Origin of the sequence: Mucilaginibacter boryungensis (genome assembly GCF_015221995.1) — a bacterium.
Lineage (GTDB): Bacteria > Bacteroidota > Bacteroidia > Sphingobacteriales > Sphingobacteriaceae > Mucilaginibacter > Mucilaginibacter boryungensis.
The window spans coordinates 763,280-776,657 of sequence record NZ_JADFFM010000002.1; the positions used below are offsets into that span (position 1 = coordinate 763,280).

Annotated in this window: 13 protein-coding genes; 6 read left to right on the forward strand and 7 right to left on the reverse strand. The window is 43.3% G+C overall.

The window, feature by feature from the left end:
- Positions 1–64: 64 nt before the first annotated feature.
- The 7 genes from IRJ18_RS16295 to upp form a co-directional block, all read right to left on the reverse strand.
- Complete coding sequence (locus IRJ18_RS16295) at positions 65–1,048, reverse strand: glycosyltransferase family protein (RefSeq protein ID WP_194107366.1); 984 nt, start codon at positions 1,046–1,048, stop codon at positions 65–67.
- Positions 1,049–1,142: 94 nt separating this feature from the next.
- On the reverse strand, positions 1,143–1,994 hold the full coding sequence (locus IRJ18_RS16300) for a UDP-2,3-diacylglucosamine diphosphatase (protein WP_194107367.1): 852 nt from the start codon (positions 1,992–1,994) through the stop codon (positions 1,143–1,145).
- 256 nt (positions 1,995–2,250) lie between these two features.
- Positions 2,251–2,778: a DinB family protein gene (locus tag IRJ18_RS16305; RefSeq protein WP_194107368.1), complete on the reverse strand. Its 528-nt coding sequence runs from the start codon at positions 2,776–2,778 to the stop codon at positions 2,251–2,253.
- Positions 2,775–3,506, reverse strand: coding sequence for a YjjG family noncanonical pyrimidine nucleotidase (locus IRJ18_RS16310; RefSeq protein WP_194107369.1), 732 nt, complete (start codon positions 3,504–3,506; stop codon positions 2,775–2,777). Before IRJ18_RS16310 ends, IRJ18_RS16305 begins: the two co-directional genes overlap by 4 nt.
- A 50-nt stretch (positions 3,507–3,556) precedes the next feature.
- On the reverse strand, positions 3,557–3,763 hold the full coding sequence (locus tag IRJ18_RS16315) for a helix-turn-helix domain-containing protein (protein WP_194107370.1): 207 nt from the start codon (positions 3,761–3,763) through the stop codon (positions 3,557–3,559).
- Between the two features lie 2 nt (positions 3,764–3,765).
- On the reverse strand, positions 3,766–4,710 hold the full coding sequence (locus tag IRJ18_RS16320; RefSeq protein ID WP_194107371.1) for a DUF2975 domain-containing protein: 945 nt from the start codon (positions 4,708–4,710) through the stop codon (positions 3,766–3,768).
- 116 nt (positions 4,711–4,826) lie between these two features.
- Positions 4,827–5,471 (reverse strand): uracil phosphoribosyltransferase, encoded by a 645-nt coding sequence (gene upp / locus IRJ18_RS16325; protein ID WP_194107372.1) that lies wholly within the window; start codon positions 5,469–5,471, stop codon positions 4,827–4,829.
- Between the two features lie 221 nt (positions 5,472–5,692).
- Between upp and uvrB the strand changes: the two genes are divergently transcribed.
- The 6 genes from uvrB to IRJ18_RS16355 all read left to right on the forward strand — a co-directional run bounded on the left by uvrB (position 5,693) and on the right by IRJ18_RS16355 (position 13,347).
- Positions 5,693–7,723, forward strand: a complete 2,031-nt coding sequence (uvrB, locus tag IRJ18_RS16330; protein WP_194107373.1) for an excinuclease ABC subunit UvrB — start codon at positions 5,693–5,695, stop codon at positions 7,721–7,723.
- A 324-nt stretch (positions 7,724–8,047) separates the two neighbouring features.
- Positions 8,048–8,590 carry a YfiR family protein gene (locus IRJ18_RS16335; protein ID WP_194107374.1) on the forward strand — a complete coding sequence of 181 codons (543 nt, stop codon included), beginning with the start codon at positions 8,048–8,050 and terminating at the stop codon, positions 8,588–8,590.
- 3 nt (positions 8,591–8,593) lie between these two features.
- The gene (locus IRJ18_RS16340) at positions 8,594–10,870 is read left to right on the forward strand and encodes a TonB-dependent receptor plug domain-containing protein (protein WP_194107375.1); all 2,277 of its coding nucleotides are present in this window, start codon (positions 8,594–8,596) and stop codon (positions 10,868–10,870) included.
- A gap of 11 nt (positions 10,871–10,881) precedes the next feature.
- Positions 10,882–12,528 (forward strand): sensor histidine kinase, encoded by a 1,647-nt coding sequence (locus tag IRJ18_RS16345; RefSeq protein ID WP_194107376.1) that lies wholly within the window; start codon positions 10,882–10,884, stop codon positions 12,526–12,528.
- Between the two features lie 237 nt (positions 12,529–12,765).
- Positions 12,766–13,155: a response regulator gene (locus IRJ18_RS16350; RefSeq protein WP_194107377.1), complete on the forward strand. Its 390-nt coding sequence runs from the start codon at positions 12,766–12,768 to the stop codon at positions 13,153–13,155.
- A 21-nt stretch (positions 13,156–13,176) separates the two neighbouring features.
- Entirely contained in the window at positions 13,177–13,347 is a 171-nt protein-coding gene (locus tag IRJ18_RS16355; RefSeq protein ID WP_194107378.1) for a hypothetical protein, read from the forward strand.
- The last annotated feature ends 31 nt before the right edge of the window (positions 13,348–13,378 follow it).

Sequence of the window (13,378 nt, forward strand, 5' to 3'; positions counted from 1 at the left end):
ACATATCTACGAAAATTTCGTAGATATGTTTTACCCGCTGTTAAATAAATTTTATTGGGTGTAGTTATCGTGCGTATTTCTTCACCATCGCATCCACTATCTGCGCGGTTTCATCGGGGAAATTCACCTGGGGGCCGTTTTTCAAGTTTAGCCACTTTTCCAGCTCAGCGTGGAACTGGCTATTAATTTCGTGTACTACCGGCACACCCAATTTAGACGCTGCCAGGGCATTGCATTGCTGTTCGTACTGGCCTTTCATGGGTATCATCATTACTTTTTTACCCAGGTACATAGCCTCGGCCGGCCCTTCAAACCCGCCACCGGTAAGTAAACCGCGCCCGTTGGCCAAACTCATGTTAAAACTTTCATTATCAACCGGAATGATATGCACATTACCCTCGCGATAAGCAGTTTTAGCCCGCTTGCTGAATACATGCCATTCCACGTCAGTTTTTTGCAGTTCCTGCGATAGGAATTTTGCATCGTAAGCAGGCAGGTAAACGGTATAGTGGTCCTGGTTGCCTGTTTCCATTTTGCGTATTTCGCTGCGGATAACCGGGGTATGGATAAAATCGGCGTATTTTTCAAAATGAAAACCGATATGATAGGTGGTAGGCGAATAATGCTTGAACACAAATTCGGCAAAGCCTGAATGCCCTACCCTTGGCGTATTTGGCGATACGAACGAGCATTGGTGGCTTAATGATACCGATGGGATGCCCCGTAACTTGCAGGCCCATGCACTTACAGGTTCAAAATCGTTAACAATAAGGTCGTAATTTTTTAGCGGCAACTTGGCCATATCGCTAAACAGGCGCGGCAGGTTCATCAGTTTAAACGTAGCCCAGTTATCCACCCCACCGGTGGTGCCAAATACAAAACTAAAGCCATGAAACTTATACTTTAACGGCTGCGATAGGGAAACCTCGGCCTCGGTGCCGCTTACCAGCAAGTCAACATCGCCATATTGCTGCAATAGCGGTACAATCTCGCGCGCACGACTGATGTGGCCGTTCCCTGTACCCTGTATAGCGAAAAGAATTTTCATGGTTGATTGATGCGGCCAATATAGGAAAATGTAACGTAGGATTTAACCACAGAGTGCAAGGTGGTTTCTTAAGACTTTATAACCTTACAACAACCTAAACCTCCTGCCTGAACCTTTGCAGCAGTATGTTCACGTCCATTTTAGCTTCCAGGTCTTCGGCATCGGTTTTATCCTCTTCGTCGGGTTCGGTGTTAAAATCATCAGGGCGATAAGTAAACACTTTCCATTCCTTATTGTGATATTCCAGCGCGCTAAGGCTTTCTACCCAGTCACCTGAATTTAAATATACCACCGAACCATTGTTTTCAGTCGAATTGACCGTCCTGATCTCGGCATGGTGAATATGCCCGCAGATAACATAATCGTACCCTTTGTTCACAGCCAAGTCGGCAGCCGTCTGTTCAAATTGATTGATGAATTTTACCGCGTCCTTAAATTTAGCCTTTACTTTTTGCGAAAAACTCATTTTAGGCCGCCCCATTTTGGTGAGGAACCAGTTCGTCAGGCTATTGATCAGTATTAGGGTATCGTAGCCAACCGCGCCAAGCTTGGCCAGCCATTTGGAGTGCTGCATGGTTACATCAAACACATCGCCATGAAATATCCAGGCTTTTTTCCCGTCTACGTTCAGCACCAGTTTATTCAGCAACTGGAAGGTACCCAGGTTAAAATCGGCAAACTTGCGCAGCATTTCATCGTGGTTACCGGTAAGGTAATATACCGGGATGCCCTCGGTAATAAATTTCATAATGCGACGTACTACTTTCATGTGCGCCTCGGGCCAGTACGATTTGCTGAACTGCCAGATATCTATAATATCTCCGTTCAGTATCAATACTTTTGGCTTTATACTTTTAAGGTATTTTAGCAGTTCTTTGGCGTGACAGCCATATGTGCCTAAGTGCACATCGGATATAATGACAATATCTACTTCGCGTTTTGCCATTAAAATTGAGGGGGTGTTTGTCCGACCGGTTGAATAAACCGGCAGAAATATTTTTGTTCGAATGTATGTTGCCGACTATTCGTCGTCATCATCCTCCAGTGTTTTAAATTCGTACGGGCTGGCGTAAAACAGCAGTACAAACAAAATCAGGGCAGCAACAAGCAGGTAATCAAAATGCATGGCTTACAAATTTTAACAAAGTTCACGTTTTTAAATTATTATAATGTTAAGACTGTGTTAAATGTTAAAAGTTGCACTAAATCGAAAATTTATTTTCAATTCGCTTTATTTGCTTCAAATGATGCTGTAAATGGATGCGGATAAACTTGAGCCATTGTCCCGCGGTCATCATACCCATGCGCGGATGCGCAATGCGGCCGTGGTTTTCAGGGTTAAGTATCAGCGGTATTATAGCTTCCAGCCGTTGCCGGCATTTAATGATCATGTTACGGGCCTCTTCCTTGGTTATCTTCAAGGCAGGCATTTTTTCAGCCACCCGCGCAGGCTCTTTTAGTTTAACGGGCGGAAACGTACCGAAGAATAGGGTAAACCTGCCCAGCAAGTTCATTTTATTGTTGGTAGGCCTGCAATTACTTTGGGTGCAGCGCTCGGCTGCTTTGGTTGATAGCAGCGTACCCTGCATAATATGAGAATAAACCTCGGCAAAAGACCAGCCGCCACCCGGCGGTGTCCTATCCCAAACATTATCGGGGATGGTATCCACCTTGCTGCGATAAATATCCAGCACAGCTTCAGTTCGTTTACGCTCGTCGGTTATTTTCATAACAGTAAAGTTAACTCCTTTAGCCGGGTTATTTGCATAGGCACATCGGCTGGTTTTTCCAGTCCTAATGGATTAAAATAAATAGCATCCATCCCAAAGTTAAGCGCACCCATAACGTCGGCTTCCAGGCTGTCGCCTATCATAAGGCTTCCTTGTTTAGTGGCTCCGGCCAGGTCAAGCGCATGCTGAAAGATGGCTTTGTCGGGCTTATTAGCGCCTACCAGTTCGGATATGATGATCCCTTTAAAGTATTTCCCTATATCCGTAGTATTGATCTTCGTATCCTGCGATTCTTTGAAACCGTTGGATATCAGGTAAAGCGGATATTTACCATGAAGATATTGCAGGGTCTCGTGCGCATCTGGAAACAGGTTTGTTTTAGTGGGGCATATGCGCACGTAATCATCCTCAAACGCAACTGGAATCACATCGGGGTGCAGGCCTAAATCGAGAAAGGTTTTTTTGAAACGCATTTCGCGCAGGTGTTGCTTGGTTACTTTGCCCAAATGATAATCGGCCCAAAGCTGGTGATTGTTGCGTGTATAAGTTTCAATAAACAGATCGGCCGAATGCAATCCCAGATCCTTCAATTGGTAAACACCATATAACTCGTGCAGGGTTTCCTCGGCGTTTTTGTCAAAATCCCAAATAGTATGGTCAAGATCGAAGAAAATGTGGGTGTATTGTTTGATTTCGGATTGCGGATTTGGGATTTCGGAATTATTCATCAGTTCAAAAATACGCCAACAAATTTGAAATTATAACGTCCCAACAAAACCTATTCTTCAACAAACTCTAATATATCACCCGGCTGGCAATTTAAAACGCGGCATATCGTTTCCAGGGTTTCAAACCGCACTGCTTTTGCTTTACCTGTTTTAAGTATGGATAAATTGGCCATGGTAATGCCTACCTTTTCGCTAAGTTCCGTCAACGACATTTTCCGCTTAGCCATCATTACATCTAAATTTACAATTATAGGCATAGCTAAACAGTTAACTCATTTTCTTCTTTCAGTGCCTTTCCTTGTTTAAAGGCTTTAAAAAGCATCAAAAATACAATTCCTCCACATAGTGTTTGCCATGAATTGCTGTATACAGCCGCATTGAGTTTAACATCGTTGGTAAGATAACTGCTAAATATTAACCGCATTATTAGCGTAAGCAAAAAGTCCATCACGGGGATGGCAATTAAGCCCAGCGCAATGATCAAGAGCCGGGTGATATTGATTTCAGTAAATGCCAATCCTTTTGAAAGAGATATCACAAACTTGACAAATTCTATAATTAAAGCAAACCAACATACAACAAACAAAACGCCCAGGCCAAATATTATATAACTGCATATTTGTTTAGTTAGTTTAGTAACGGGAATCATTACACAGTTCTTCTCCCTATTGTAACGAAATTTAACAGGAGTATTCATGAAATGCGTTTTATAATACCAGTCCCGTCCTGTCTTTTTTGCGCGATCTACAACTGGTTTGCGAACATATGATTGTTCTTTCTCTACATAAAACCTTGTTGAATCTATATACCAGTCATGATTGGCATCCTGTTTCAACAGCCAACCAGGTAGTGTAATGTAGTATTGCTTTTTACCTACCGCTTCAAGCTTTGTATTAGCTACTGTACATGTATCGCAAATTAATGCTTCGTCAGTACCTATAATGTACCCAAACTGGGTACCGCTTCCATGGTACCAGTCACCATTTTTAATATCACGTACATGCTGGGTTTTCTCCTTTAGTACAATATATTTATTGTGCGGAAGATCCGCCGGTATATCAGGATCAATCGGTTTTGAGGTATTTTCGATAATATAAGCAGTACCGTTTGAAACAGGCTCTCCAAAAAAGTGAGGATAGTAAACAATGCACAAAATGGCAATCAAAATGATAATTAGGTGGTAGGTGTTAATTGTGAATTTCATACCATTATACAATTAGGTTGCACAATAGTAACAAATTTTACCGATAATTAATATATATTTATCGCAATTCGATATAATATATATATCTAAATCAAACATCCGAAATCCGAAACCCCCTAAACCTTCTCCCCAAAAGCCAAATCACCCGCATCGCCTAAACCGGGCACAATGTAAGCCTTGGTGGTCATTTCCTCATCAACCGCGCAAACCCAAATGTTGGCTTTAGGCAGGTTGGCACGTACATGTTCAATACCCTCGGTACTGGCAATTACGGCGGCTATATGCAGGGTTTTAATAGTGTAAGTTGCCATCAGTTCTTTACAAACCTGCACAACACTTTGCCCCGTAGCGAGCATGGTATCGCAAAGTATCAGCGTGGTATTATCAAGGTTGGGGGTACTGATATGGTCTATCTGGATAATAAACTCGCCATTCTTTTTCACTTTGCGGTAGGCGGTAATAAATGCACCGTCAGATTTGTCAAAGAAGTTTAAAAAACCCTGTTGAAACGGCAAGCCTGCCCGCAGAATGGTACCAATAACCGGGTGTTCCGCCGGATAATTCACGTTAGCTGTGCCCAATGGGGTTTGCACCTCTGCTTCTGTATATTTTAGCTTTTTGCTGATCTCGTAGGCCAATATCTCGCCCAGCCTTTCCTGGTTACGCTTAAAACGCAGCCGGTCTTGCTGTATATTTATGTCACGCAGCTCGGCCAAAAAGCGGTTGGCAATGGAGTTGGTTTTGTTCAGGATGAAAATCATTTGTCAGTGATTAGTGACTGGTTGATTAGAGATTAGTTACTTATTAAAGTAAATATAACATTCTTGCTAATTGAATGTTCCAGTAAATTAATACAAATGCTGCTGACATAGGGTTGTCTTTAGCTGCTATTTATTTTGTATGATGAGATGGATAATTACAATGTAAAACTAATCACCGATTAACTAATCTCTAATCGCTAAAACGTATTTTTGTTTATCAAATGGATTTTAAGCTAACCTCGATATATCAACCCACCGGCGATCAGCCGGAAGCCATCCGTCAATTAGTGGAAGGCGTAAACAACGGCGATCCGTTCCAGACGCTTTTAGGCGTAACCGGTTCGGGTAAAACGTTTACCGTGGCCAACGTGATACAGCAGACACAAAAGCCCACACTGATACTGAGCCATAATAAAACGCTGGCTGCGCAACTATATGGCGAAATGAAACAGTTTTTCCCCGAAAACGCGGTGAACTACTTTGTTTCTTACTACGATTATTACCAGCCCGAGGCCTTTATCCCCTCCAGCAATACTTATATAGAAAAGGACCTGCAAATAAACCAGGAGATTGAAAAACTGCGCCTGCGTACTACCTCTGCGCTCATGTCGGGCAGGCGCGATATTATCGTGGTATCGTCCATATCCTGCATTTATGGTATGGGTAACCCCGAAGATTTTGCCAACTCGGTATTTAAATTCGCGGTGGGTACGCGTATCAGTCGTAATGCTTTCCTGCACCGGCTGGTTGAAATTTTATACGCCCGCACCACTGCCGATTTTAAGCGCGGTACCTTCCGGGTGAAAGGTGATAACGTAGAAATATTCCCCGCTTATTTAGATTATGCTTACCGGATTTCCTTTTTTGGCGATGATATTGAGGAACTAAGCACCTTCGATCCCGCAAATGGCAAAACGGTTGAGAAAATGACCCATATGGTGGTTTATCCTGCCAACCTGTATGTAGCCCCGCGCGACAGGTTCACGCAATCTATCTGGGCTATACAAGAGGAACTGGAAACACGTAAAAAGCAGTTTATTGCTGATGGCCGCTTCCTGGAAGCCAAACGCCTGGAAGAACGCACCAATTACGACCTGGAGATGATCCGCGAACTGGGCTATTGTTCGGGTATCGAAAACTACTCGCGCTTTTTTGATGGGCGCGCCCCCGGCGCCAGGCCATTCTGTCTGCTGGATTATTTCCCTGAAGATTATTTAATGGTGATAGATGAAAGCCACGTAACCGTAGGGCAAATTCGTGCCATGTATGGCGGTGACCGTTCGCGAAAAATATCGTTGGTGGATTATGGCTTCCGCCTGCCGGCAGCACTGGATAACCGCCCGCTTAACTTCCAGGAGTTTGAGCGTTTAGCGCCGCAAACTTTATACGTAAGCGCTACCCCCGGCGATTTTGAACTGGAAAAATCGGGCGGCGTGGTGGTTGAACAGGTAATACGCCCCACTGGTTTGCTGGACCCTGTGATTGATGTACGCCCGGTAATAAACCAGGTAGATGACCTGTTAGATGAGGTAGATAAAACCATTAAAATGGGCGACCGTGTGCTGGTGACCACCTTAACCAAACGCATGGCCGAAGAACTGGCCAAATACATGGACCGTCTGGGTATTAAATGCCGTTATATCCACTCGGAAGTAAAAACATTACAACGCGTGGAAATTTTGCGCGGACTGCGTTTAGGCGAATTTGACGTACTGATAGGTATTAATTTATTACGTGAAGGCTTAGATTTACCCGAAGTTTCGCTGGTAGCAATTTTGGATGCGGATAAGGAAGGTTTCCTAAGATCAGAGCGTTCGCTGATACAAACTATTGGTCGCGCCGCACGTAACGACCGCGGCCGGGTAATTATGTATGCCGATACCATAACCGATTCGATGCGTATTACCATTGACGAAACCAACCGCCGCCGCGAAAAACAGATGGCTTATAATGCTGAACATGGCATTACACCACGCACGGTAGGCAAATCAAGGGAGGCTATTATTGAACAAACATCGGTAATGGACTTTGTAGGGGGGGTACAGAAAGCTTATATAGAAGAAGAAAGTGTGATCAACACCCTGGCTGCCGACCCAATTGTGCAGTACATGAGCAAAAAAGACCTGCAAAAATCTATCGATAACACCAAAAAACAGATGATGGCTGCCGCCAAGGATATGGACTTTTTACTGGCCGCTAAACTGCGCGATGAAATGTTTGCCCTGGAGAAAATGATGCTGGAGAAGTTTTAAGATAACAGGTGCGCGAAGGTGCTGATCATGGGCATAATTGGCTTCATCTTTTATAAGAAGCTACTATAGCTACGTCCAAACAATTCGCGAAAAAACCAACAGATAACGCATAAAACGGCCGGTTAAAAGAGGTTTTTAAATGTGCGGGCGGATAGTTTTTACCCCGCATCATTTTATAGCCAACAGCAACATCAAGGCAATCAGCAACTTATCAAAATATTACGAAAAATATATTTATTGGGCTTGTGAATAACTTTTTTTTGTGCTTATGCGTATACAAATTAAATTACAAGTTTAATTTATTGATTTTGTCTTAAATATATTTTGTCTATACATAACTGTTTAACAAGCTTTTTAAAACAGGTTTGTTTAAGCATTGTGTTGTTAGGTTTTGCTAAAACCTGTAGCGCACAGCTTGCAACCGATTATAAGGTACACGCCAATATTATATACCGTTTCACCAAATACATTGAATGGCCCGAAAGTAAACAGACGGGGGATTTTGTTATTGGCGTTTTGGGCGATTCTCCTTTATATGAGGAACTTGGCACGTTAACCGCCAACAAATCTGTTGGTAATCAAAAGATCGTTGTAAAAAAAGTATCCCCGGGCGCCGCATCTTACACATGTCAAATGCTTTTTATCAGTCAGGACGAAAGCCGGAGCCTGAAAAGGATCTCGTTGCTCACCCAAGACCAGCCCGTTTTACTCATTACAGAGGAGAACGGGCTGGCTAAAAAGGGCTCGTGTATAAATTTCATTATCGTTGATGAACATTTAAAACTGGAGATCAATAAGAATAACGTGTTATCCCGAAGCCTCAATATCGCTTCCGAACTACTTAAACTGGCCACTATTGTATATTAAATCATGAAGATGAATTTTTCCCGGACCTTTTGCTTTTCTTTCCTGCTTTTGCTGGTATACACCACAGGCTACGGACAGCATGACACTACAAAACTGGAGGATTTAAGCCTAAAAGGGCTTTTGGATGTTAAGGTGGTAACCGCCAGCAAAACCTCCCAAAACTCGGGGACGGCGCCTGCAACCGTGACGGTGGTTAGCAAAGACCAGATCCGCACGCGTGGCTACCAGTCGTTGCTTGATCTGATCGTTGACCTGCCGGATATGAAGCTGGATGATAAAATATACCCCGGTTCGGGAAACAGCATCACCGTGAGGGGTATCCAGGGACAGCAAAATTTTGTAATACTGCTGGATGGCGTTAAGATATCGTCGCCCACTAATGAGGCCATCCCGGTAATGGAAAACTACCCGGTGAACCTGGCAGAGCAGGTGGAGGTGATGTATGGCCCCGCCTCGGCGCTATACGGGGCTGATGCTGTTTCGGGGGTAATCAATATTATTACCAAAAAACTGCCGGCCGGTAAAAACATCACCGTAGATGCCAATGCAATGGCCGGTACTTATGGTTATATCAACAATACCTTATTTCTGGCCAAAAAATTAGGGACAAACGCCAGCTTAACTGTATCGGGGCAATACAATTATAATGCGCAGCCCGATTATACCAAGATCTACCCCAATGATCCTCAATTAAGTATCACACCTTTACAAACAGGTACATTCAATACCGTTTACGGGGTTATAAAACCGGTGGCACCGGTAACGCCGGCCTACCAGGCACCTACAAGCGCCTATAACATTTACGCGGCTTTAAGCCTGGATGGGTTTACCTTTTCGGTTTTCTCTAATTATACCCGTACACCCAGCGCTTATAGTAATAATACCAATAACACCGTTTATAATAAAAACGTTTTTCTTGGGCAGCATGTAACCACGGCTAACGCGGCTTATAAAAAAGTATTCAACCGGTTTGTTTCAAGCAGTTCGCTAACGGCCAGCAATTATACGCTCGATCCCGAATCGAATTACCGGAATATGTTCACCAGCATGGAGCCCGTGTATAAATATTCGGTTTCTACCAATGTTAAGGCAGAACAGCAATTGGATTATAAAGCGTCGGATAAATTAAACCTGACCGCTGGGGTCAGTTATGAAAGCTTTAACTCCATACCGCAAAGCGCCGACCTGGACCAGCCGGTTAATACTAAAGGAAACATAGAAGGAAGTTATGCCGGCACCGAAAGCTATTACAGGCCAGAAGGCTTACCTGCCAAGTTTTATAATATTAATTACTTTAACCTTGGTAATTATTTACAGGCACAGTTTACCCCTTTAAAACAGCTTAGCTTTACCCTGGGCGCCCGGCATGATTATAATTCGCGTTATGGCAGCAGTTTTACCCCCCGCCTGGGAATGGTGTATAAGCCCTTGCCTGCAACTACCGTTAAGCTGCTATATGGCAGCGCCTACCTGGCGCCGGCCCCATCCGACAGCTATATACAATACGGATCGTTTACAACGACCGACTCGGGCCGTACCTTTCGCTCTTCCTTTTTGCACTTGCCAAATCCGGATTTGAAACCTATCCGGGCACATAACTTTGAGTTGAATGTCCGCCAATACCTGACCGATAATTTTACGATCACCGCAGATGGTTATTTCGCGGTATCGACAGGCTTGCATACAACAGCCGATGACAACGAATCTACCCGGTTGTACCATAATACTTTTGATGGCATGCCTGTTGATTACGCCGAAGTGTTCATTAATCAGGGACGGCAGGAAAATTACGGCGGAAGCCTACAGTTTAACTTAAAACACAGCATTGGAGACGTGTTTTTAAATAGCTATGCATCATTAAGTTACGTTGGTGGTGAAACCGATGACCCCAAAACAGAAAACCAGGAGGGCCATTACGATGCGGAGCTTCCGTTTATTTCGCCCTGGATGTTCCGCATAGGTACGGATATGCAGGCTGGCAGGTTTACTTTCTCGCCACGGCTTTTGCTGATGGGCAGGCAAAACCTTCCCAGCGCGAGGGATACGGTGGGTTCAGATATCCATTTTCAAACAATTTCGGGTTATGCCTTGTTGAACCTATCTGCACGATATACGTTTGGCAAACGTTTCTCGGTATTTATAAATGTTAGCAATGCCTTAAATCAGCATTACCGGAGCGTAAGTTATCTTATGGATCTGACTAAGAAAGATACCGAGCTTTTTTATGGCCAGCCTGAAGATCCTATCAGGATCATGGGAGGTCTCAACTTTCATTTCTAATATAAAAATTGATGGGGATAAGTATACGCAACCGAATTTACTGGAGTTTCCTGATCCTGGTACTGTTGTTTGTGATCAACGGCCTTGTCACCAATTTTACTTTAAATAAAAGTAAAAAACTGTCCGAGCATATTTCGACATTGATTGACCCCTCCCAGCAGGGATTGAGCGATTTCAGGAGTTTGCTTATCGAATCTAAAATGTACACCACCAACTGGGTTTTTCTGCGCTCTAACCAGGAGGACAAACAAGCGCTGAAACAACTGCATAAAGTTAAATATCCGGCGCTTAAAAAAAGGCTGAACAGCCTGTTTAAGCAGTTGGGCCAGCCCAAAATGACCGATAGCCTGCAACAGGTATTCACTGGCTTTGAAAACCTGCTGGCTGTAGAAAGGCAACTTATGGCTTCGCTGGGGAAATTTACGGATTACGATGACCCGGTGATCAAGTTCACTGCTGAACAGGAAGTTGAAGACGAAGTGATCCCCCGTACTGCACAATTGCTGAAATTACTTGACCGCGTTAATGCTGATGCGCGGGAAATAAAAACACGCGAGTTTCAACACCTGGAATCGTATTCCATGAGGTTAAGAACAATGATCTTGGTACTGGCTATCATTATTGTTATAACAGGCATTTTCTTATCTTCTTATCTGACGGCTATTATTACGCAACCCATCAACCTTATTATTAAGATGGTTAATGACCTTGGAAAAGGCAAACTGGATACGGTTCACCTGCCCGCAAGCCGCGATGAAATAGGTAACATGGTTAATGCGGTAAATGACCTATCGAACAAACTACGCGAAACAACCGCCTTTGCCGACGAAATAGGCCGGCGGGATTTTACGGGGAAATTTACCCCCTTAAGCGATGAAGATGTTTTAGGAAAAGCGCTGCTGACCATGAAGGACAACCTGAAGATAAGCGGGGATGAACTAATGCAAACCGCCGAAAACCTGATACAGCGGAATAAAGAGCTGGAGCAGTTTACCTATATCATCTCTCATAATTTACGGGCGCCCGTAGCAAATATTATTGGTTTATATCAGTTGCTTATGCTTGGCCCCGATGATGAACAGGAATCCAAAAAACTAATTTCAGACCTTGGCACATCTATCCAAAAACTTGATGAGGTTATTATTGACCTGAATACGATATTAGACGTGAAACAACAGGTGCACGAACAAATGGAACAGGTGTGCCTTAAACAAATAGCAGAAGATATTAAAGAAACCTTTCATGGTTATGTAGAGCAGGGCCTGATAGAGATAAAATGTGATTTCCAGGCCGTGGATACTATTCATAGCCTGAAAAATTATATCTACAGTGTTTTTTATAACCTGATATCTAATAGCATTAAATTCAAACGGCCTGAAGAAAAACTGTTGCTGCAGATTACCAGCTACCAAAAAAAGGATAAGATCAGTATTCATTTTGAGGATAACGGCAAGGGTATCGACCTAAAACAAAACGGCGATAAGCTTTTTGGCCTGTACCGGCGTTTTGATACATCGGTTGACGGAAAAGGGATGGGGTTATATATGGTTAAAACGCAGATTGAAACCTTGGGCGGAAAAATTAAAGTACAAAGCAAGCCCGGTGCCGGTACAACTTTTATTGTTGACTTACCCCAAAATGATTATGCTGTAGTTTAAGCTATAGATGTGGCGTTTGCTGACCACATATGCCTAAATACCAGTACAGTGTCATAATTAATTATCCTGGAGGCCATTGCTCACAAATGTGGAAATTAATCCAGGCATAATAGTGCATACGGGAATACTATATAACTTAATAATTGCGTTTAAATAAATAATTATTTCTAACTTTATTAAGCTTAACTGCACTGTATATCTGCTCCAGGAATTGTCTTTTACTTAAATTAAAAGCCTATGGAAACGATCATGATACAAGAAGCGAATGCTGCCACCCTGGACGTGGTTACCACCGCTTTGCAAATGGAAGGTTACAAGGTTTACAGCCTGACCGATAAACGCGAAAATATGCTGGAACTGATCAGGCGGCACCGCCCTAAACTGGTGTTGCTGGATTGCTGGCTGGGCCATTATTCAGGCCGGCAAATTTCACATTGGATCAAAGCGCACTTCCCTAATCTGCCAGTAATTGCGTTTAGCTGCGACAATGAGATCGACCGGGAATATCAGAGGTATGGTTTTGACGGATATGTTAAAAAGCCTTTCGACCTGCAAACACTTTATGATGTGATTAAAAAACATGTGCCCAGGCATCAAAAACACAAACGTGTGCCTATGTTTTCTTAATGTTTCGTTAAATTAACTAACATGGATATAAATTATTGGGAAACCGGCCTGTTTATTATTGTTATACTGTTGCTGGTAATATGGCTGGTTAGGCGCAATCGTAAAGATGAGCAAACCTTTGAGAAAGAAGTGATCCAATCTGAACTTAAACCTGAAGAAGAAAAAGATCATGATGAACCCTCTCCCGGATAGCGTTTGAGCGACCTCTACCGTTTTAAGAACG